The organism is Pseudomonas sp. RP-B7 (assembly GCF_059803535.1).
The window spans coordinates 235559-256859 of the sequence record NZ_JAPFHC010000003.1 but is presented as its reverse complement, the minus strand read 5'-3'; the positions used below and the strand labels follow the sequence as shown (position 1 = coordinate 256859).

Genomic DNA, 21301 nt, shown 5'->3' with positions numbered 1-21301 from the left:
CGTGAACAAAGCCCAACCGCCCTTGATGAGTGCCCTGATCCGCCGACAGTCCCTGGTGCTTGGGTTGTTGGCGCTGCTGTTGTTTATCGCCGGCAACTGGCACCAGGCGATCATCGGGTTTGACTCGCGCTTTGTGCTATTTGCCCAGGAAATGCTGCGCCATGGGCCGAGCTTTTTCCCGACGACCTATGGCCAGCCGTACGCCGATTACCTGGCCACCTCGACGTTGTTGACCTGGCTGTTGTCCCTGCCCTTGGGCCAGGTCACCAGCTTTACCGCGTGGTTGCCGACGGCCATCGCCTCGGCGCTGATTGTGATCCTGGTGTACCGCCTTACGGCGCCCTACTCCACACGCTGGGGCCTGTTGAGCGTGGCGATGTTGGCGCTCAGCAGCACCTTCATCAGCGAAACCCGCGCCGTGTCCCTGGACCAGATGCTCGCCGCCGTGGCCCTGGCGGTGTTCTACCTGGGCTACGCCCACGATCACTTCGGCGCGGGCAAACGCCTGCACCTTGTGTATCTGTTGCTGATTGTCGGTTTTTCGATCCGCGGGCCGATTGGCCTGGTGATCCCCACGGGCGTGCTGTGCAGTTACTACCTGCTCAACCGCCAATGGCGCCAGTTGTTCAGCTTTGGCCCATTGGCCCTGGCATTGCTGGTGGCGTGCGTCGGCCTGCTGTTGCTGTTGGCCAAGCTCAGTGGCGGCGAAGTATTCATGCAGGACGTGATCCGCATGCAGTTCCTGGGGCGCATGGACGGCAGCGAAGGCTCCAGCGGCGTGCTGTATTACTTCACCAGTTCCATGGGCAATTACGCCCTGGCCTACCCGGTGGCGCTGCTGGTACTGCTGGCGCTGGCCGTCGGCGGCAAACGCACACCGGACCCGGCGTTGCGACTGGTGCTGTATTGCGCGGCGGCGGGTTTGCTGGTGATGCTCGGTCTGTCGATTCCCCAGGCGAAAAAAGCCCGTTATGTGCTGCCGATGTTGCCGATGGCGGCGATCATTGCGGCGTACCCGTTCCAGGTCACCCAGGGGCGTTTGTTTGCGCTGTTGCGCAGCCTGATACTGGGCCTCTGGACTGTGTTGCCGGCGCTGCTGGTGGTCGGTCTGGTAGTGGTACGCCGCCGTTACCCGGATGCTGTCGGCAACCTGGGCGTGATGTTTGGCGTGCTCGGTGCGCTTCAGGTCCTGGCGCTGCTGGCGTGGTTGAAACCGCACCTGCGCACAGGCGGTCCGGCACTGGCCGCGGTATTGGCGTTATGGACAACCTACATCGTGGTGGTCGAACCGCTGGAACGCAGCCTGTACGACACGCGTACCTTCAGCCTGGCGGTCAAGGCGCGGATTTCCCAGGACCCGGCACCTGTGGTGCTGCACGGGCTGGGGAAAGACGCCAAGGCAATCAAGCTGATGGTCAACCTCGATTGCGACCGGGTGCCGCTGTTCACCCAGTCGAGCAGCGACCTCACACCTTTACAGGCTCCGGCGTGGCTGGTGATGAGTGCGGCGGATTTTGAAGGCTTGCAAGAGCCACGCTTGCGCGCCCTCACGCCGACCGTCAGCGGCGAATTCGACAAGAACCCCTACGTGCTGCTACACCTGAGCAACCCCCCACAACCGTGATCCTGCCGGCTTCGGCCGGTATTCCCGCGAAAGCTCCTACGCAGCTATGCGTAAAGGCTGGTGCCGTTTCCCTTTCCCGCTCCTGAATTCAAAATGTAAACTCGCTTGCCAGTTACGGTAACTATTTACTACCCCTTGGTTGAAGGGAACAGGACAAGGACGTTGTAACCCGCGACCTACATCGCCGTTACATCCATGAAAGGACTCTGCCGTGCCCACTGAATCATTCCCCGATACCCCCTCAACGCCTGCGCGTGAGCAGGTCCATGTCAGCTATGTGCCGATGCCGAGCCTGGACCGGCTGATGGGCCTGCGTGATGCCCTCGTCGCGCTGAAAGGTCCGCTGTCCAACGACCCCAGGGTGCGCGAGAGCCTGCAACGCCGGCTGTTAAGCGAAGAGCATTCCAAACGCATACTCGGCAGCGCGAGCCCGCAACCGTCGGTTCACCCTAGCGCTTGAATTCATTTTTTTTGCATTTAACCTGCATTAATCTGCATTGGCGTGGCGCAATCCAGGTCGGCACACTATGTACGTTCCTTCCCCCAATGTTGGAACTTTCCAAAGGCTTAACCGGAATGCCCGGCAGGCCTTTTTTTTTGCCCGCTGTTTCAGGACCTTTTTAATGCTCGCTCGCTGGTTACCCACTGCCATCAATACCCGTCCCGCCGAATGGAGTCGTGCCGCCATCGGCATGGCCTTGGGCACGCTGCTCAGTGTGTGGGTGTGCGGCCAAGTATTCGGTATGGATGTCGCCCTGCATTTGCTCGGCCCCCTGGGCGCGTCGGCGGTCTTGCTGTTTGCAGTGTCGTCCGGCGCGCTGGCGCAACCGTGGTCAATCATCGGCAGTTACCTGTGCGCTGGGGTGGTCGCCTTGTTGGTCGCGCGGGTACTGGGCCGGACGTTGGGCAGTGCCTGCCTGGCGGCGGGCATGACCGTCATCCTGATCTGCTGGCTGCGCTGCCTGCATCCACCGGCCGGCGGGCTGGCGATGACCCTGGTACTGGCGGACCCTGCATCCATCGCCCTTGGCTGGCAGGAACTGGCCCCGGTCATGCTCGGCGCCGCAGCGCTGCTCGCCTGCGCACTGGCCTACAACAATGCCACCCGCATGCGTTACCCCAAGGGGCAAGTGGCACCACCCGCCGCAGTGCTGGGCAACACACCCGTGGTGACCGACCCGGCAATCACCGCTGCCGACCTCAAGCTGGCCCTGGCGGAAATGGAGCAGTTCTACGATGTGCAGCCGACCGAGCTGGAACAACTGATCCACGCGGCGGAAGGCCATGCGCGGCGCCGTAGCATTGGCGATGTGCTCGCCAGTCGCGTGGCCTGAGCGGCGTCGTTCGTGCGACGAGCGGCGTATTGCACCTGACCTGGCAGCGGCTGGAGTCATTACAGCACTTGAAGTTTTCTGCTGTTCACCACGCTGTCTGGGCACCGCTGTACCAGTAACGAAGACCACCTGAAAAAAGCCGGTGCGGCGGTGCGCCACGTTAACTACCCTGACATGCAGCATGGGTTTATCAATTACCCGGCCCAGCACGCCGCGGCGCGCAAAGCCATACAGCTGTGCGTTGAGGCCCTGGCCGGATATTTTCAGGCGCAGCCCGCAGGCCGGGCGTGAACCTGCATAAATGCAACAACGACCTGCATGATTCCACGTTGTACTGGGCAAATTTGCACTGGTAGGATCGCGAGAAGGTTCGCCCGCGAACATCTTGATAAAGACAATAAAAGCAGGGAGTTAGAGATGACTGCTCAGGTTTCATCGCAAGCAAGCCACGCAGCAATTCATCCGCAAGACGTATTGGTCGAAGTCCGCAACCATATCGGCCACCTCACCCTCAACCGCCCCGCCGGGTTGAATGCCATCACCCTGGACATGGTCCGCAGCCTGACCCACCAGTTGCACGCCTGGGCGGATGACCCCGCAGTCTACGCCGTGGTCCTGCGCGGAGCGGGTGACAAAGCCTTCTGCGCCGGCGGTGACATCCGTTCCCTGTATGACAGCTTCAAGCAAGGCGATACCTTGCACGAAGACTTCTTCGTCGAGGAATACGCCCTCGACCTCGCTATTCACCACTACCGTAAACCGGTCCTCGCGCTGATGGACGGCTTTGTCCTGGGCGGCGGCATGGGCCTGGTGCAAGGCGCCGACCTGCGCGTGGTCACCGAGCGCAGCCGCCTGGCGATGCCGGAAGTGGCCATCGGTTACTTCCCGGACGTTGGCGGCAGCTACTTCCTGCCACGCATTCCCGGCGAGCTGGGGATTTACCTGGGGGTTACCGGCGTGCAGATTCGTGCCGCCGATGCGTTGTACTGTGGTTTGGCGGACTGGTACCTGGACAGTGCCAGGCTGACCGAGCTGGATCACAAGCTCGATCACCTGCAGTGGCACGAGTCGGCCCTCAAGGATCTGCAAGGCGTACTGGCCAAGCTCGGCGTACAGCAATTGCCCGACGCCCCGCTGGCACGCTTGCGCCCGGCCATCGACCACTTCTTCGCTTTGCCGGACGTCCCGAGCATCGTCGAACAACTGCAGCAAGTCACCGTAGCCGATAGCCATGAGTGGGCGCTGGCCACCGTCGGCCTGATGCAAACCCGTTCGCCACTGGCCATGGCCGTGACCCTCGAGATGTTGCGCCGTGGCCGGCGCCTGCCGCTGGAGCAATGCTTCGCCCTGGAGCTGCACCTGGACCGGCAATGGTTTGAGCGCGGCGACCTGATTGAAGGCGTGCGTGCGTTGATCATCGATAAAGACAAAGCCCCACGCTGGAACCCGCCGACGCTTCAGGCATTGGACGCCAGCCACGTCGATAGCTTCTTCCAACACTTCAAGCACGTTGCGAGATAAGTCATGCAAGACATTGAATACACAGAAGAACAAGTGATGATTCGCGACATGGCTCGCGATTTCGCCCGGGGTGAAATCGCCCCCCATGCCCAGGCCTGGGAAAAAGCCGGCTGGATCGACGATGCACTGGTCGCCAAGATGGGTGAGCTGGGCCTGTTGGGCATGGTGGTCCCCGAGGAATGGGGGGGCACCTATGTGGATTACGTGGCTTACGCCCTGGCTGTCGAAGAGATTTCCGCCGGTGACGGCGCCACTGGCGCACTGATGAGTATCCATAATTCAGTGGGTTGCGGGCCGATCCTCAACTACGGCACAGCTGAACAGAAACAAACCTGGCTGGCCGACCTCGCCAGCGGCCAGGCGATTGGTTGCTTCTGCCTGACCGAGCCCCAGGCCGGTTCCGAAGCACATAACCTGCGCACCCGTGCCGAACTGCGTGACGATCAGTGGGTGATCAGTGGTGCCAAGCAATTCGTCAGCAACGGCAAACGCGCCAAGCTGGCCATCGTGTTTGCCGTGACCGATCCCGACCTCGGCAAAAAGGGCATCTCGGCGTTCCTGGTACCCACCGACACCCCCGGTTTTGTGGTCGACCGCACTGAACACAAGATGGGCATTCGTGCCTCGGACACCTGCGCCGTCACCCTGAACCAATGCACGGTGCCTGCGGCCAACCTGCTGGGCGAGCGCGGCAAAGGCCTGGCCATCGCCCTGTCCAACCTCGAAGGTGGCCGCATCGGTATCGCCGCCCAGGCCCTGGGCATCGCCCGCGCGGCGTTTGAAGCGGCGCTGGCTTATGCCCGGGATCGTGTGCAGTTCGACAAGGCGATCATCGAGCACCAGAGCGTGGCCAACCTGCTGGCGGATATGCAAACCCGCCTGAATGCCGCGCGCCTGCTGATCCTGCACGCCGCACGGTTGCGCAGTGCCGGCAAGCCATGCCTGTCCGAAGCGTCCCAGGCCAAGCTGTTTGCTTCGGAAATGGCGGAGAAAGTCTGCTCGTCAGCGATGCAGATCCATGGTGGGTATGGGTATCTGGAGGATTACCCGGTGGAGCGTTACTACCGGGATGCGCGGATCACCCAGATTTACGAGGGGACCAGCGAGATCCAGCGGATGGTGATTGCCCGTGAACTCAGGCACTACCAACTCTGACTGACACACTGCAAAACAGTGTGGGAGCGGGCTTGCTCGCGAATGCGGTGGATCAGTTGAAATACCCGTGACTGACACACCGCATTCGCGAGCAAGCCCGCTCCCACATAAGCCGCTCCCACCCGTTGGGAGATCGAATTACCTGTCTTTGAACTGCGGGGCACGCTTGGCCACGAACGCGGCCATGCCTTCTTTCTGATCCTGGGTCGCAAACGCGGCATGGAACACCCGGCGCTCAAAGCGCACGCCTTCGGACAGGCTCACTTCAAACGCGCGGTTCACACTTTCCTTGACCATCATGCTGATCGGCACCGACTTGCCGGCAATCAGCGTGGCGACTTTCAGCGCCTCTTCCAGCAACTCATCAGCCGGTACGATCCGCGCCACGATCCCGCAGCGCTCGGCTTCCACCGCATCGATAAAACGCCCGGTCAGGCACATTTCCATGGCCTTGGCCTTGCCCACCGCGCGGGTCAGGCGCTGGGTACCGCCCATGCCCGGCAGCACACCGAGGTTGATTTCCGGCTGGCCGAACTTGGCGCCATCGCCGGCCAGGATAAAGTCGCACATCAGCGCCAGCTCGCAGCCGCCGCCCAGGGCAAAGCCGTTGACCGCTGCGATGATCGGCTTGCGGCGGTTGGCCACGCGATCGCTGTCGCTGAACAAATCGTCGAGATAGATCTGCGGGTAGGTCAGCTCGGCCATTTCCTTGATGTCGGCGCCGGCGGCGAAGGCTTTTTTCGAGCCGGTCAGCACGATGCAGCCGATGTCAGGGTTGGCTTCCAGGCCATCGAGCGCCTGGTTCAATTCGCTGACCAGTTGTGCATTCAGCGCGTTCAGGGCTTGGGGGCGATTGAGGGTGATCAGCCCGACGCGGCCCTGGACGTCAAGCAAAATGGTTTCGTAACTCATGTGGCGGCTCCTTAGAGATTGCGTGAGATGACCATGCGTTGAATATCGCTGGTGCCTTCGTAGATCTGGCAGACCCGCACATCGCGGTAGATCCGCTCCAGGGGAAAGTCGCTCAGGTAACCGTAACCACCGAGGGTTTGCAAGGCGGCGGAGCAGACTTTCTCGGCCATTTCCGAAGCGAACAACTTGGCCATCGAGGCTTCTACCAGCGCGGGCTTGCCGCTGTCACGCAGGGCGGCGGCGTAATGCACCATTTGCCGGGCCACCGCAATTTGCGTGGCCATATCCGCCAGGCGAAACGCCACGGCCTGGTGCTCGATCAGCGCCTTGCCGAAGCTTTCGCGCTCACGCGCATAGTCACGTGCCGCTTCAAAGGCCGCGCGGGCCATGCCCACCGATTGCGAAGCGATGCCGACGCGCCCGCCTTCCAGGTTGGCCAGGGCGATCTTGTAGCCCTCGCCCTCCTCGCCCAGACGGTTAGCGACCGGTACCTTCACGTCTTCAAACAGGATCTGACAGGTGTCCGACGCGTGCTGGCCGAGCTTGTCCTCGACCCGCGCCACGGTGTAGCCGGGCGAATCCGTCGGCACGATAAACGCACTGATGCCACGTTTGCCCGCCGCGGGGTCGGTGACTGCAAACACAATCACGATCCCGGCGTTTTGCCCGGAGGTGATGAACTGTTTGCAGCCGTTCAGTACATAGTGGTCGCCTTCCAGGCGCGCACGGGTTTTCAGGCTGCTGGCATCGGAGCCGGCCTGGGGTTCGGTCAACGCGAACGCGCCGAGCATGGCACCGCTGGCCAGGGGCTTGAGGTATTGCACTTTCTGCTGATCGTTGCCGAACTTGAGGATCGGCACGCAACCGACCGAGTTGTGCACGCTCATGATGGTCGAGCAGGCACCGTCGCCGGCGGCGATCTCTTCCAGGGCCATGGCGTAGGCCAGGTAGCCGGTGTCGCAACCGCCCCACTGCTCCGGCACCAACATGCCGAAAAAACCCAGCTCGGCCATTTCACCGATGGCTTCCTTGGGGAAACGGTGGTCGCGGTCCCATTCGGCGGCGAAGGGTTTCAGGCGCTCCTGGGCAAATTGCCGGGCAGCTTCGCTGATTTGCAGTTGTTCGTCATCTGGCAACATGGTGAGTCCTTAATACAGGCATTCGACGGCCATGGCCGTGGCTTCACCACCGCCGATGCAGATCGCGGCAACGCCACGCTTGAGGTTGTTCTGGCGTAGCGCCGACAGCAGCGTCACCAGGATGCGCGCACCGGACGCGCCAATCGGATGGCCCAGGGCGCAGGCGCCGCCATGGATATTGACCTTGGCGTGGGGGATTTCCAGCTTGCTCATGGTCACCAGGCTGACCACGGCGAAGGCTTCGTTGATCTCGAACAGATCGACGTCAGCCAGGTTCCAGCCGGTCTTGCTCATCAACGTACGGATCGCTCCCACTGGTGCCACCGGAAACAGCCCTGGCTCATCGGCAAACGCCGCGTGGCCGTGGATCACCGCCAGCGGCTTCAAGCCGCGTTTTTGGGCCTCGGACTGGCGCATCAGCAGCAACGCCGCCGCCCCATCGGAAATCGAGCTGGAGTTGGCGGCCGTCACAGTGCCTCCCTCACGGAACGCCGGTTTCAGGCTGGCGATCTTGTCAGGCTTGGCTTTCGGTGGTTGCTCGTCATGCAACACCGTCACTTGTTCCTTGCCGACGGTGACCTGCACCGGGACGATCTCGGCGGCAAATTTGCCATGGGCGATGGCTTCCTGCGCACGGGTCAGGGAGGCAATCGCGAACGCGTCCTGGGCTTCACGGCTGAAACCGTTGTGCATCGCACAGTCCTCGGCGAACGTGCCCATCAGGCGGCCCTTGTCGTAGGCGTCTTCCAAGCCGTCGAGGAACATATGGTCGAGCACGCGGCCGTGGCCCATGCGGTAGCCGCTGCGCGCACGATCGAGCAGGTACGGCGCGTTGGACATGCTTTCCATGCCCCCGGCGATCGCCACCGCAATGCTGCCGGCCAGCAGCGAGTCATGGGCGAGAATCGCCGCTTCCATGCCCGAGCCGCACATCTTGTTGAGGGTGGTGCAGCGCGTCGACTTGTCCAGGCCTGCGCCCAACGCCGCCTGGCGTGCCGGTGCCTGGCCGAGGCCCGCCGGGAGCACGCAGCCGAACAGCACTTCATCTACGGCGTCACTGGCAATGCCTGCGCGCTCAACTGCCGCACGAATTGCCGCCGCGCCCAGTTGCGGCGCGGTCAGGTTCTTGAGTTCGCCCTGGAAGCCGCCCATGGGCGTGCGCACGGCGCTGACAATTACGATGGGATCAGTCATGGTCATTCGCTCCTTACTTGGCCGCCATGCGCAAGGCACCGTCGAGACGGATCACCTCGCCATTGAGCATGCTGTTTTCAATGATGTGCCGCACCAACGCGGCGTATTCGGCCGGTTTGCCCAGGCGTGGCGGGAATGGCACGCCAGCGGCCAGGGAGTCGCGTACTTCCGGGGTCATGCCGGCCATCATCGGCGTTTCGAAGATGCCTGGTGCGATGGTCATCACACGGATGCCAAAGCGCGCCAGTTCGCGGGCGGCGGGCAGCGTCAGGCTGGCGATGGCGCCTTTGGAGGCAGAATACGCCGCCTGGCCGATCTGCCCGTCGAACGCGGCCACCGATGCGGTGTTGATGATCACGCCGCGCTCGCCGTCGGTATTCGCTTCGGTCTCGGCGATGGCCGCTGCTGCCAGGCGCAACAGGTTGAAGCTGCCGATCAGGTTGACATTGATCACCTGGGCAAAGCTGGCCAGGGCATGGGGGCCGTTCTTGCCGAGAATTTTCTCGCCACGCACCACACCGGCGCAGTTGACCAGGCCGTGCAAGCCACCAAACGCGGTCACGGCAGCCTGCACCGCGGCCTCGGCGGCCGCTTCCTGGCTGATGTCCGCCACGGCGGCGCGGGCGTTGTCCCCCAGTTGCTTGGCCTTGGCCGCGACGGCCTCGGCATTGAGGTCCACCAGCATGACTTTGGCGCCAGCGGCAACCAGCATCTCGGCCGTGGCCGCGCCAAGGCCCGAAGCACCGCCGCTGATCAGGAATACCTTGTTTTCAATCTGCATCATCGTGTCCTTAAAAGTGGATCAGGCAACCGCCGCTTTGGCGATCTCCTGGTTACGCAAGATAAAACGCTGCAACTTGCCGCTCGGGGTCTTGGGCAGGTCGCTGACAAATTCGATTTCCCGTGGATAGGCATGTGCGGCCAGGCGCTTGCGCACATGCTGGCGCAGCTCTTCGGCGAGCTCCGGGGTGGCGCGGTATTGGCTGTTGATCACCACGAAGGCCTTGACCAGTTCGGTGCGCTCCGGGTCCGGCTTGCCGACCACCGCGGCTTCGATCACAGCCGGGTGCTCGACCAACGCGCTTTCCACATCAAACGGGCCAACGCGGTAACCGGAGGTGGTGATCACGTCGTCACTGCGCCCGACAAAGCTGATGCTGCCATTGGGGTTCAATTCCACGGTGTCGCCGCTCAGGTAGTACTTGCCGACAAACGCCTTGGTCTTCACGCCGTCATAGCCGCCGAACCAGCACATCGGCGACTGTTCGCGGTCGATGGCGAGGATGCCGGGCTGGCCGGCGGGCAACTCCTGATAATCATCGTCCAGCACCACGATACGGTGGCCCGGCGAGGCAAATCCGGCCGAGCCGACATGCACCGGGTGTTCCAGGCCATGGTGATTGCACAGCACCATGCCCAGTTCGGTCTGGCCATAGTGGTCGTGGATGGTCACGCCGAGCTGGTCGGCAAACCAGCGGATCACTTCCGGGTTGAGCGGTTCGCCGGCGCTGCTGACGATGCGCAGCTTGCCCTTGATTGCGCGCGCGAACTGCTCACCGCCGGCGATCAACAGGCGGTAGGCGGTGGGCGAGCCGGTCAGGTTGGTGATCCCGTATTTGTTGATCACCCGGCAGGTGCTTTCCAGGGTGAAGGGGCCATCGTAGAAGGTAATCGGGTGGCCCATGGACAGCGGCCCGGTCACGCCGAAATAGATGCCGTAGGCCCAGCCCGGGTCGGCGACGTTCCAGAACGCGTCCTCGGGGCGCAGGTCCACGGCGTCGCGGGTGTAGCTCTGGAATGCCACGATGGCCTTGAGTGGCACAGACAACGCTTTGGATGGGCCGGTCGTGCCGGAGGTGAACATCAGCAGGAAGGGATCGTCCGCGCCCAGTAACACCGGTTCGCACACGTTGGAGTAGTTGGGCAATTCGGCCCAGAAACTGAAGTCACCGCGCACCAGGCCTTCGCCCTTGGCGCCGCTGACCGTGACGATGGTCGGGCAGCCGTCGACTTCCGTCAGCTTGGGCCGGTTTACCGCATCGGTGACCACCAAGGCAGCGCCGGAGCTGTTCAGGCGGTGCTCGATGGCCTTGGGCCCGAAGGCAGTAAACAGCGGTTGATAGACCGCACCGATGCGCCACGTCGCGAACACCACCACCAGCAGTTCCGCCGTGCGCGGCAACAGCCCCGCCACCTTGTCGCCGCGCTTGACGCCCTGGGCCAGCAAAAAGTTGGCGAAGCGTGCGGCCTGGTCCTGCAAGTCGGTAAAGGTCGACGTAGCGCTGCGCCCGTCCTTGCCTTCCCAGAACAACGCGATGCGCCCCGGCAATGCGTGGCGGTCGCAACATTCGACGCAGGCATTGAGGCCTTGCAGGTTGCCGGCGAGTGCGGCGTCAACGGTGTGCTGGTAGTCAAACCCGGTGGTGGCAGCCAAATAGTCACGCATCGCTTCAAATCCTTCTGCATTGTTATTTTAAGGACGTAAACCGTGGAAATAGTCGCTCCAGAGCGCTGCAGCAGCAATGGTCAAAGCTTTCAAGTTGGCTGACTGCTTTGGCCAATCATCGATCGCGCTGATCGACCGGTCAGCCCAAGCGATTGGACGGCCCTGGCGCAAGCTTCTAACCTGAGGGCCTGCGCCACCAAAGAAGTCCCCCTGCCGATGATCGTCCGTCCCAAGCCCAACTTGCTGGGTATCCTGTTCTCCCTCAAGGGTTCGATTGCCAAGCGCATTGCCTTGCGCAGCCTGCTGGTGACGCTGCTCGCGTCGGTGATCGTGCTGGTCGAGACGTGGCACCCGGCGTATTTCTCCAAGGTCAACGCCACCCCCTTCACTTTGCTGGGGTTGTCGTTGTCGATCTTCATGAGTTTTCGCAACAACGCCTGCTACGACCGTTGGTGGGAAGGTCGCAAGCAGTTGGGGCAGATGATCATTGATGTGCGCTCACTGATCCGTGAAACCCAAGTACTCGGCGATTCGCCAGAGCGCACCGGGCTGTTGCGCGGTTTGTGCGGGTTTGCCCATGGTTTGATCGCGCGTTTGCGCCACGAAGACGAAGCCCGGGCGATCACGCCCTGGATCGGCGTAGACGCAGCGCACCCGAACCTGCCCGACAACGTGCTGCAGCAACTCGGCGCGCGCTTTTCCCGACTGTGCGAGCAAGGCGTGATCAGCGAGTGGCGCTACACCCAACTGGAAACCCGACTGGTCAGCCTGAGCCAGGTGCAGGCGTCGTGCGAACGGATCAAGAGTACGCCGCTGCCCTTCCCCTACACGTTGTTGCTGCACCGCACCATCTACCTGTTCTGCATTTTGCTGCCGTTCGCCATGGCCGAGCCGCTGGGCTGGTTGACGCCAGTGTTCACCGCCATCGTCAGCTACACCTTCTTTGGCCTCGACGAAATTGGCGATGACCTCGAAGACCCGTTCGGCTTCGACGAAAACGACCTGCCGTGCAATGCCATCGTGCGCAACCTGGAGCGCGAACTGCGCGCCGCCCTCGGCGAAAGCGACTTGCCGCCCGCCCTGGAACCTGTGGAGTACGTGCTGACCTGATGCCGGTTTGACACTCGCGTTGGTCTGACCGAAGCTGACGGCTTTGTAATACTTTTCGGACGCCTGCATGTCTAAGTCACGCCGTTACGCCATCGTCGGCCTGTGCGCCCTGCTGTTTTTTGTATTGCTCGCCTGGTATTTCTCCCGCTCCACCCAGGTGGCCGTGCCGCCGGCGATTGCCCATGGTTATTCAAAAGCCCTTAAACAGGCGCATAACGGCGAGCCTGGCGCGGCCCGCGTGCTTTACCAGCAATTGGCGCGGCCGGACCTGTCGCCTGAACGACGTGCCGCGCTGCACGCCGAACTGCCCAATTACCCCAGCCCGCAAGCCTTGAAACTGGCTGACAAGGACCTGGCCAGCGATTCCCCGCTGGTACGCGAGGCCGCGATCCACAGCATCGTCGGCCTGGTGCCCAGCGGCCAGCGCACACTGCTGCTTGGCCCGGCGCTGGACGACCCGCAGCAAAGCGTGCGCTTTGCCGCCGCCAATGCCCTGCTCGGCCTGTCGCCCGACACCCTGGGCCTGTACTTCGGCCCGTTGCAGCAAGTGCTGGACGAATTCGTCAAATACCTCAAGGCCCAGCCCGAATCTGCCGAGGGCTGGATTCAACTGGCGCGCCTGTACATCCACAGCGCCCTGCTGCCGGACGCGCAAAATGCCCTGGAGCAAGCCATGCGCTTGCAGCCCGACAACCTGCAAGCCGTGGTCGCACAGATCGAATTGCTGGATAAACAGGGCAAAAGTGAAGAGTCGCGCCAATTGCTGGCACGGCAACTGGCGGCGCACCCGGAATCTGCCTACCTGCAACACGCCCTCGGCCTGTGGCTGCTGCACCATGGTGAGCGTGCCTATGCCCTGCTCGGCCTGTCCAAGGCGGTAGAGCTGGAACCGGACAATCAGGATTACCGCTACGACCTGGCCACCACCCTGCACGCCCAGAACGAACTGGAAGCCGCGCAACGTCAGTTGGAAGAAATCGTCCAGCGTCACCCTGCCAATCGCAAGGCCCGTGTGCTGCTGGTCAACTATTGGAAGGAAAGCGGCCAACTGCAGAACGTACAGGTGTTGCTCGCCCAGCTCGAACAACAAAACCCGGACGATCCGGCCTTGCAGCAAGGCTTGTAGCCGCACTGCAAAAACTTGTAAAAACCCACGCAACTTGTACAAATATCAGAATACGTTGAACGGTCACAGGCCACTACGGTCAAGTAAATATGGCGCGCCCAAGGCGGTGCGCTCCTCTATTTGTATGTGATCCGAGGGCAATTCTTGTCTACATCCAACGAGCTGTTCAGTGAAAAGGCGGCCATCGGCATCGAAGGTCTTGACGACATTCTTTGCGGTGGGCTCTCGCGTAGCCATCTGTTCCTGCTGGAAGGTGAACCCGGCACTGGTAAAACCACCGTCGCCCTGCATTTTTTGCAGGCCGGTGCGAAAAACGGCGAAACGTCTCTGTACATCACCTTGTCCGAAACCGAGCGCGAGTTGCGCCAGGGCGCCAAGTCCCACGGTTGGGACCTGGATGACAACATCAATATCTTCGAATTGACTCCACCCGAAAGCCTGCTCAACGCCGACCACCAGCAAAGCCTGCTGTACTCCTCCGACCTGGAGCTGGGCGAGGCCACCCGGCAGATCTTCGAGGTGGTCGAACGGGTCAAGCCGTCCCGCGTGGTCATCGACAGCCTGTCGGAGATCCGCCTGCTCGCGCAAAGCTCGCTGCGCTATCGCCGGCAGATCCTGGCGATCAAGCATTACTTCGTGCGCTATGACGCCACGGTGCTACTGCTGGACGACCTGACCACCGAATCCCTCGACAAGACCGTGCACAGCGTCGCCCACGGAGTGATCCGCCTGGAAGAACTGACGCCCAACTACGGCGCGGAACGGCGCCGGGTACGGGTGGTGAAGTACCGGGGGCAGAAATACCGCGGCGGCTTCCACGACTTCACCATCCTGCAGGACGGCGTGCATGTGTTCCCGCGCCTGGTCGCGGCCGAACACCGTGGCGGCTACAACCGCCAGACCCTGACCAGCGGCATCAAGGAGCTGGATTCGTTGCTCGGCGGCGGTATCGAGACCGGCTCCAGCAGCCTGATCCTCGGCCCGGCGGGTACGGGCAAGTCACTGATCTCGATGATCTTCGCGGCCGCTGCGGTGGCCCGTGGCGAGAAAGCCGCACTGTTTATCTTCGATGAAGAACTGGGGTTGTTGTTCGAGCGCATGAAAAACATGGGCATCGACCTCCAAGCGCTGCAAGCCACTGGCAACCTGCTGATTGAACAGGTCGACGCCGCCGAACTGTCCCCAGGCGAGTTCTCCCACCGGGTGCGCCGCGCCGTCGACGACAGCGGAATCAAGACCGTGGTGATCGACAGCATCAACGGCTACCAGGCCGCGATGCCGGAAGAGAACGCGCTGATCCTGCACATGCACGAGCTGCTGCTGTACCTCAACCGCCGTGGCGCAGCGACCTTCATGACCGTTGCGCAACACGGGCTGGTGGGCGACATGCAGGCGCCGGTGGACATCACTTACCTGGCCGACACCGTGATTTTGTTGCGCTACTTCGAAGCCATCGGTGAAGTGCGCCGCGCCATCTCGATCATCAAAAAACGCACCGGCGCCCATGAATCCACGATCCGCGAATACCGCATCGGCAGTCGAGGCATGACCGTGGGCGAACCGCTGAACAACTTCCAGGGCGTGCTGCGGGGCATTCCGACGTACATGGGCGCCGGTTCGCCACTGCTAAAGGACCTGGGGTAGTGCCGGGCCTGTCACCCCTCTCCGAGCGCGCAATCATCCTTGCGCCAATGGGCCGCGACGGCTCGTTGGCGTTGATGATGCTCAACGAAGCCGGCTACGGCGGCATGGTGGCCAGCGACCTGGGCGCGCTGAGCGCGGCGCTGGAGCAAGGCGCCGGCCTGCTGATCATCGCCGCCGAAGCGCTGCGCGGTGTGGCGTTGGAGCCATTGTTGGAGTACCTGCAACAGCAACCGGCCTGGTCGGACTTGCCCATCGTGTTGCTGACGCACCACGGCGGCAAAGAGCAAATCGGCACCAGGCAACTGAGCGGCTTGCTCGGCAACGTGACGTTCCTGGAGCGACCGTTTCACCCGGTGACCCTGATCAGCCTGGTGAGTACTGCCTTGCGCGGCCGCCGCCGGCAATATGAAGCCCGCGATCGCCTGGTCGACCTGAGCGAAAGCGAGTCACGCCTGCAACGCACCCTGGAAACCCTCGAACAGCAGGTGGAAGAACGCACCGCGCAGCTGCGCCACAACGAAGATGCGTTACGTCAGTCGCAGAAAATGGAAGCGGTCGGCCAACTGACGGGCGGCATCGCCCACGACTTCAACAACATGCTCACCGGCATCATCGGCAGCCTGGAGCTGCTGCGCCGGCGGGTGTCGCGGGGCAAGCTGGACGACCTGGACAGCCTGATCGATTTGGGCGTCACTTCTGCCAACCGCGCGGCTGGCCTGACCCATCGTCTATTAGCGTTTTCGCGGCGCCAATCCCTGGATTCCAAGCCCGTGGAAATCAACCGTTTGGTCACGGCCATGGGCGAGTTGCTGCAACGCAGCATCAACGAAAGCATCGCCCTGGATATGAGCCTCACCGATACACTATGGACCGCCGAAGCCGACCCCAACCAACTGGAGAGCGCCCTGCTCAACCTGGTGATCAACGCACGGGACGCTATGCCCAATGGCGGCAACCTCACTGTCGAAACCAGCAACCGCCACCTCGACAGCGTGTTCACTGCCGCTTACGGCACCTTGAAGCCCGGTGACTACGTGGAACTGAGCGTCAGCGACACGGGCTGTGGCATTCCCGAGAGCGTGATAGGACGGGTCTTCGATCCGTTCTTTACCACCAAGCCAATCGGTCAAGGCACAGGCCTGGGCCTGTCGATGATCTACGGGTTTGCCCGCCAATCCCATGGTCATGTGACGATCCATAGCGTGGTCGGCAAGGGCACCACCGTCAGCTTGTTCCTGCCGCGTTTTGTCGGTGAAATCATCGCGAACCAGACGGCTGATCCGACATTGCTGCCCCTGGCCGTTGCGGGCGAGACGGTGTTGATTGTCGAGGACGACCCGGCTGTGAGAGTACTGGTCAGCGCCGTGCTCAAGGAGTTGGGTTATGGCTTTGTCGAAGCGGGCGACGCTACCACAGCGGTACCGATCATTGAGTCCGATCAGCGTATTGACCTGCTGATCAGCGACGTCGGTTTGCCAGGGATGAACGGGCGCCAGTTGGCAGAGATCGGTCGGCAGCTGCGACCGGAGCTCAAAGTGCTGTTCATTACCGGTTATGCCGAGCATGCGGCGGTGAGAGGAGGTTTTCTTGATCCGGGCATGCAGCTGATCACCAAGCCGTTTACCTTTGATTTGTTGACAGCGAAGGTCCGGGAAATGATCAGAGGGTAAAACGGGGCCTGCCAATGCGCTTAATCGATTCGATCAAAGACCTCTCTTTTCATGGCGGCGTCCAACACTTGGGGCGGATGCCCGCCTTCGATCAGTTCGAATGTACCGTCCGGCTTTATATCAATACCTGAAGCAGTGACGATTACCGTTGACTGGGGTTGCCTGTTGATAATGTCCAGCAGCGGCTGTTGATCTGCGATGGTTTGCTTCAGAGAGCTTGCCAGCCCCTGCGCGCTACGCGCGTTGTCACCGCCGACGAAGATCACTTTGCCGCCATTGGCCAACGATGCATCCAATTGCTTCAACAGCGGCAGCATTGACGGGTCGGCTACGCCACCTTGCAGATGTATCAACGTACGTTTGTGATAGATCCCGTCCTTCAAATCGCTCAGCACTGCCAAGGCGGTGCAATCACTGATCCCTCGTGTGTACAACGTCGAGGTGGCATCCAGGGTGTGTGCTGATTCGGTGACCGGCACGTATATCCGCTCCGACACCGCTGGCGTGGTACTGCCCGGCAGCTGGCCGGTGTTCGGCGTGGACGTATCAAGACGGGTTTCGTACAACTGCTTGGTCGATTGTTCATCCACGCTCGCCTTGCTGGCCCAGCCTTCGTCATGGGTACTGACCCTGAATTCGAGCTTGTCACCGCTGGTACTGTAGGTCCGATAAGGGGTCGCCGGTTTTTTCTGGGTAAACAGTGCTTGCAGGCCATCACTCATGGATTTTTCGGTAGGAAATGTGACGAGACCCAGGTTTGGATCATAAAAAAAGAACTGTTTGCCTTCGCCGTCAAATTTTACGCCCGCCATCATCGAGTGGCCGGGGGAGTCGATCATCAGGGTGGTGGACGTTTCGGCGCGGCTCAGCTCGCCGATCAATTCATGATGTGATATCTGCCGCACGTTGTTGCCAGCATGGAACGTTGTCGGCGTAGTGACCTGTTTTTGTACGTCTTGCAGCGTTTTGGCAAACGTTATGGACGCTGGATGAGTAGGCTTCGCGGCCGCGAGGAACATATTTTCAATCAGCGTCTGAGCTTTACCCTGCTCAAGCGCAGAGGCCATGATTTTTGCCAGTGCAGCACATTGGCCTTGCGACAGCGAACTGACCTGACTGAGGTAAAACCGCTGCGGATTAGGGATGAAGTTCCCTCCCGTCGCCTCGATGATCGACTGAGCCTGCTTGACGCCACTGAACGCATGCTGCACGGCGAGGCGCTCCTGCTGTCGGACCAGGGCGCCAATCTGCGCCGCACTCAGTCCATCGGTGCTTGCCAATTTCATGACCTGCTCAGCGTTCAACTTGGAAGAAAAGCCCTTAACGGAAAAAGGGTCGCCACGGGTGTAGCCGCTGTTGTATTCAGCACTCGAAGTCCCGCTCTTGAACCTCTCTTTGAGCGCCTGGAATTCTTTCCGGATCCGTTTGGATTGCTCGGACAGCGGTACTGCGGCGCCTTGCCAGTTTTCCAGGAGCTCGTCACTGCTCCGTAGCGAAGGCGTAAAGTCATCCAGTGCCGCCCCAAAGGGTTGCCCCGAGATGGGGTCGTAGCCGTACCACTTGCCGTTGTGCAAAACGGCGGTACTCTCGGCAACTGCCCCATTAATCTTGTAAGTGCCCGTCGCCGCAGCGTCGAAATTGCGACTGGCCTTGAACACGTCATAGTGCCCCGCAGCGCCGCGGGCCTGATTCAACGCCGCCTTGACACGGGTTAAACCTGAGCGGCCCGCGGCCGCCACTGCATCTTCGACACCCGGTATCGGGCTTAACGCCCCAATTGCGCCGCGCCCGACAATTCGCCCCACACTCCAGGCCTTGGCTGTCGTGGAGCCTGCGGCATTCAGCACGCGCCCTGCCTGCCCAGCGGCGGACGCGCCCGCGAGAGCAAAGCCAAGCGTGTCGAAGAACAGGTCCTGAATACCTCCGTCTACATTGCCACGGCTGAAGTTGACAATGGCCGAGCGAAGCGGGATCAGGTTCAGCAGAAATTCACGAATCTTTCTAATCGGCGGCACTTCACTTTCAAACGTCGTCAAGCCTCTGCTTTCCCTGACAATCTTCTCGGACACCTGATCGTACATATTGTCCCGAACCAGTTGCGCGATACGAAAGGTCCGGCTGCTGTTGTATGTCTGGGGTACTGCATCCGTGGGCGCTCGCTGGGCAAAGCGTTGCTCGTCTTCGGCTTCGGTCGACACTTTTTCTATATAACGTCGATCTGCCGGAATGTCGGCGTAAGCCTTTACCTTGATCTTGTCATCATCGAGCGGCCTGGGGTGCAATTCGTACCGATATTGGAAGGCGCGATGACCAACCACGAAATCACTTTCAAGATCGGGCCGGCGAGTGATCTTGTGTTGATTGGGATTGACTTCGTAAATGTGCACTTGGCCTTCGTACTCGGCACGGACCAGCAGAGGTTTCAGCTCGTCCGGCTGGCCGCGCCGCCAATACGGTGGGGATGTTGATTGATGATGGATCAGTTCCTCACGATAGACCTCGACCTTGCCATATTCGAGGAACTTACGGTCCTCCAAGGGCAGGTTGGTCAGCAGATGCACAAGGGCGAAAAACTGGCTTATTTGCAGTTGGACCAAATGCGCCTGGACCTTCTCTTCGAACTGTTGGTTGAAGTTGGGCAGCGTCATGGTTTTCGCTTGATTGACGATGTTGGCTATCGGCACGCCTGAATCATTCGACTGCCACCGGGTAGCCACGTATCGAGGGGCGGTGGCGGCTCGGAATGAGTTTCTGGGAGGGATTACTAGAGTTGTATCGAGCAGCCTGCCCTCAATAACCAGGTCCACAATCGAATAGGGGCCAGGCAGATCGTTGTTGCGCGGCACTTGATAAATGCATTTTTTTTCGTAGTCGGTACCTTCACCAAAGTGTTCCTTTAGCCAATCCAGTGCGATCTGTTTACGACTCGGGATGTCGGCACGCTGGATAGCCGAAGCAGTGGTCAGCTCGCTTACGTGCTCATCGAAGGCCGCACGTATGCGCGAGAGTTCCTGGCTGGAGTAATTGTCAGAGGGGCTGGCAGAAATAATCCCCCTGCAGACGGCCCAGTCAATGATTGCGAGGTCCTGGGCATGCTGGGCAACCCTTTGATCCACTCGCGTGACCGGCTCAATATTGTCAAAGGCCATGACCTGGGCGTAGGTCATTGTCGCTACGCTGCCAGGCGCCTGAGCTTCGATACGCGCGACTGCCGTACACAGGCTGACCCAGCTATGGGAGCCGATCACCATCCCTGGCGGCATATCCCGGACCAGAAACTGTGGAGCCTTGCGGGCCAGTAACAGATGAGCCGCAGTGGGCGCCATGGCTTCGCTGGCACGATTGAGGGTCTTGAGATGCTCAGTCAATCCAGCAACGACCGTTGACGGCGATTTGCCCCAGGAGCGGCTATCGTTCAGTTCGAATCCGGCCACCCGGTTGCGCGGTGGCGGTTGCACGGCCCCCAGGACGCTCTCTCGGTCGAGCGAGGCTTGCAGCCCCGCCAGGAGCCAATCGTTATCGCTGCCGGGCGTGGAAACTGCGCCCGCCTTGGAACGCAGCCCACGCCCGAACTCTTGGGCGGCCGGCGAGTTGAGCAAGGCGTTAATGACGCGCGCTGGATCGCCGGCCTCGGCGCTGCTCAATTGCAACTTCGATGTCAGCAAGCCAAACAGCCCACCCTCATCGGGCAGCTCCAGTGTTTGCACGGGGTGGTAGTAGGCCCCAAGCAACTGTTCATGAGACAACGGTTGCGACCAGGACAACGCTCCGCCGTAATTACCAAACGGTTGCGTGGGGAGTGCGGGGCGCTGTGCGTAACTCACCAGGTTACGCAGTTCGCCGAGGCTGGTTGGCAGGTTCCAGCCATGGTCTTGAATAAACCGCTTGAGACTCACCATTTCCCCAGCTTCAAGAGTGTTCAACTGCGCGTAAGCAGAGCCCGGCTCGACCTTCATGAGGGAGATCTGGAGGAGATTGGCGATACGCTCGTTGGACTGTTGAGCCAACTGCTCCTTCGTCATTCCCGGAGGGTTCAGGCGTACCTGTTCCTTGTATAACGCAAGTTGTTCTCTGAGGCCCGCATACACCGCCTGCGTAAAATGCTCTTTGTTTTTACTGTCTGGGGCGATAACCGCTGTGGAGCTTACGCGTTCAGCTTGGGCCTGCAAGGATGTGCCAACCGGAGTCTCAACGGTGCGCTTGGCACGCGAAGCGATGGCGTTTTCCGATGCAGGCATCGCTTGCGGCTGGGCGACGGGCGCAGGCGCGGTCTCTGGCTGGCGTGGCGGGACCGTGAAACGTGCAGCAGGGGGATAATTGGCGATAACCATTCAAGTTTCCTTCGTCAGTTAAGCGCATCGAGCCTTCAGAAGCTGAAGGCACAAATGTCTGAACTGAGTGAAGGGAACTAAGGCCGTGATTCCGC

Annotated in this window: 15 protein-coding genes; 9 read left to right on the top strand and 6 right to left on the bottom strand. The window is 61.2% G+C overall.

Annotated features, from left to right (window positions below; all coding sequences use genetic code 11):
- The first annotated feature begins 1 nt into the window (after position 1).
- The 5 genes from OPU96_RS05580 to OPU96_RS05560 all read left to right on the top strand — a co-directional run bounded on the left by OPU96_RS05580 (position 2) and on the right by OPU96_RS05560 (position 5634).
- Positions 2–1624, top strand: a complete 1623-nt coding sequence (locus tag OPU96_RS05580) for an ArnT family glycosyltransferase (RefSeq protein ID WP_498558802.1) — start codon at positions 2–4, stop codon at positions 1622–1624.
- A gap of 211 nt (positions 1625–1835) precedes the next feature.
- Positions 1836–2084 (top strand): type VI secretion system contractile sheath small subunit, encoded by a 249-nt coding sequence (locus OPU96_RS05575; protein WP_370694896.1) that lies wholly within the window; start codon positions 1836–1838, stop codon positions 2082–2084.
- Between the two features lie 163 nt (positions 2085–2247).
- Entirely contained in the window at positions 2248–2958 is a 711-nt protein-coding gene (locus OPU96_RS05570; RefSeq protein ID WP_192300061.1) for an HPP family protein, read from the top strand.
- 417 nt (positions 2959–3375) lie between these two features.
- Positions 3376–4479, top strand: coding sequence for an enoyl-CoA hydratase/isomerase family protein (locus OPU96_RS05565; RefSeq protein ID WP_226456790.1), 1104 nt, complete (start codon positions 3376–3378; stop codon positions 4477–4479).
- Positions 4480–4482: 3 nt separating this feature from the next.
- The gene (locus OPU96_RS05560; protein WP_226456791.1) at positions 4483–5634 is read left to right on the top strand and encodes an acyl-CoA dehydrogenase family protein; all 1152 of its coding nucleotides are present in this window, start codon (positions 4483–4485) and stop codon (positions 5632–5634) included.
- Between the two features lie 138 nt (positions 5635–5772).
- Here OPU96_RS05560 and OPU96_RS05555 read toward each other — a convergent pair whose 3' ends face one another.
- The 5 genes from OPU96_RS05555 to OPU96_RS05535 are packed head-to-tail and all read right to left on the bottom strand — an operon-like array spanning position 5773 to position 11325.
- Positions 5773–6546, bottom strand: coding sequence for an enoyl-CoA hydratase (locus tag OPU96_RS05555; RefSeq protein ID WP_226456792.1), 774 nt, complete (start codon positions 6544–6546; stop codon positions 5773–5775).
- Between the two features lie 11 nt (positions 6547–6557).
- Positions 6558–7685, bottom strand: a complete 1128-nt coding sequence (locus OPU96_RS05550) for an acyl-CoA dehydrogenase (protein ID WP_498558801.1) — start codon at positions 7683–7685, stop codon at positions 6558–6560.
- 9 nt (positions 7686–7694) lie between these two features.
- The gene (locus OPU96_RS05545) at positions 7695–8879 is read right to left on the bottom strand and encodes an acetyl-CoA C-acyltransferase (protein ID WP_370694897.1); all 1185 of its coding nucleotides are present in this window, start codon (positions 8877–8879) and stop codon (positions 7695–7697) included.
- A 13-nt stretch (positions 8880–8892) separates the two neighbouring features.
- Entirely contained in the window at positions 8893–9660 is a 768-nt protein-coding gene (locus OPU96_RS05540; protein WP_498558800.1) for an SDR family NAD(P)-dependent oxidoreductase, read from the bottom strand.
- A 21-nt stretch (positions 9661–9681) separates the two neighbouring features.
- Positions 9682–11325 (bottom strand): AMP-binding protein, encoded by a 1644-nt coding sequence (locus OPU96_RS05535; RefSeq protein WP_226456796.1) that lies wholly within the window; start codon positions 11323–11325, stop codon positions 9682–9684.
- A 216-nt stretch (positions 11326–11541) separates the two neighbouring features.
- On the opposite strand from OPU96_RS05535, the gene OPU96_RS05530 reads away from it, so the two are divergent.
- The 4 genes from OPU96_RS05530 to OPU96_RS05515 all read left to right on the top strand — a co-directional run bounded on the left by OPU96_RS05530 (position 11542) and on the right by OPU96_RS05515 (position 16875).
- Positions 11542–12435: a bestrophin family protein gene (locus OPU96_RS05530; RefSeq protein ID WP_226456798.1), complete on the top strand. Its 894-nt coding sequence runs from the start codon at positions 11542–11544 to the stop codon at positions 12433–12435.
- Positions 12436–12502: 67 nt separating this feature from the next.
- Complete coding sequence (locus OPU96_RS05525) at positions 12503–13561, top strand: tetratricopeptide repeat protein (protein WP_226456799.1); 1059 nt, start codon at positions 12503–12505, stop codon at positions 13559–13561.
- Between the two features lie 144 nt (positions 13562–13705).
- Positions 13706–15205 (top strand): ATPase domain-containing protein, encoded by a 1500-nt coding sequence (locus OPU96_RS05520; protein ID WP_226456800.1) that lies wholly within the window; start codon positions 13706–13708, stop codon positions 15203–15205.
- Positions 15205–16875 carry an ATP-binding protein gene (locus OPU96_RS05515; protein ID WP_226456801.1) on the top strand — a complete coding sequence of 557 codons (1671 nt, stop codon included), beginning with the start codon at positions 15205–15207 and terminating at the stop codon, positions 16873–16875. The genes OPU96_RS05520 and OPU96_RS05515 overlap by 1 nt, the downstream gene beginning before the upstream one ends.
- Before the next feature lie 20 nt (positions 16876–16895).
- Here OPU96_RS05515 and OPU96_RS05510 read toward each other — a convergent pair whose 3' ends face one another.
- Complete coding sequence (locus OPU96_RS05510) at positions 16896–21206, bottom strand: Mcf1 protease effector domain-containing protein (RefSeq protein WP_498558799.1); 4311 nt, start codon at positions 21204–21206, stop codon at positions 16896–16898.
- Between the last annotated feature and the right edge of the window lie 95 nt (positions 21207–21301).

Excerpts from the sequence above, each read along its gene's own strand:
- OPU96_RS05570 (WP_192300061.1), top strand. The coding sequence starts at position 2,248 with ATGCTCGCTCGCTGGTTACCCACTGCCATCAATACCCGTCCCGCCGAA.
- OPU96_RS05565 (WP_226456790.1), top strand. The coding sequence starts at position 3,376 with ATGACTGCTCAGGTTTCATCGCAAGCAAGCCACGCAGCAATTCATCCG.
- OPU96_RS05560 (WP_226456791.1), top strand. The coding sequence starts at position 4,483 with ATGCAAGACATTGAATACACAGAAGAACAAGTGATGATTCGCGACATG.
- OPU96_RS05555 (WP_226456792.1), bottom strand. The coding sequence starts at position 6,546 with ATGAGTTACGAAACCATTTTGCTTGACGTCCAGGGCCGCGTCGGGCTG.
- OPU96_RS05550 (WP_498558801.1), bottom strand. The coding sequence starts at position 7,685 with ATGTTGCCAGATGACGAACAACTGCAAATCAGCGAAGCTGCCCGGCAA.
- OPU96_RS05545 (WP_370694897.1), bottom strand. The coding sequence starts at position 8,879 with ATGACTGATCCCATCGTAATTGTCAGCGCCGTGCGCACGCCCATGGGC.
- OPU96_RS05540 (WP_498558800.1), bottom strand. The coding sequence starts at position 9,660 with ATGCAGATTGAAAACAAGGTATTCCTGATCAGCGGCGGTGCTTCGGGC.
- OPU96_RS05535 (WP_226456796.1), bottom strand. The coding sequence starts at position 11,325 with ATGCGTGACTATTTGGCTGCCACCACCGGGTTTGACTACCAGCACACC.
- OPU96_RS05530 (WP_226456798.1), top strand. The coding sequence starts at position 11,542 with ATGATCGTCCGTCCCAAGCCCAACTTGCTGGGTATCCTGTTCTCCCTC.
- OPU96_RS05525 (WP_226456799.1), top strand. The coding sequence starts at position 12,503 with ATGTCTAAGTCACGCCGTTACGCCATCGTCGGCCTGTGCGCCCTGCTG.
- OPU96_RS05510 (WP_498558799.1), bottom strand. The coding sequence starts at position 21,206 with ATGGTTATCGCCAATTATCCCCCTGCTGCACGTTTCACGGTCCCGCCA.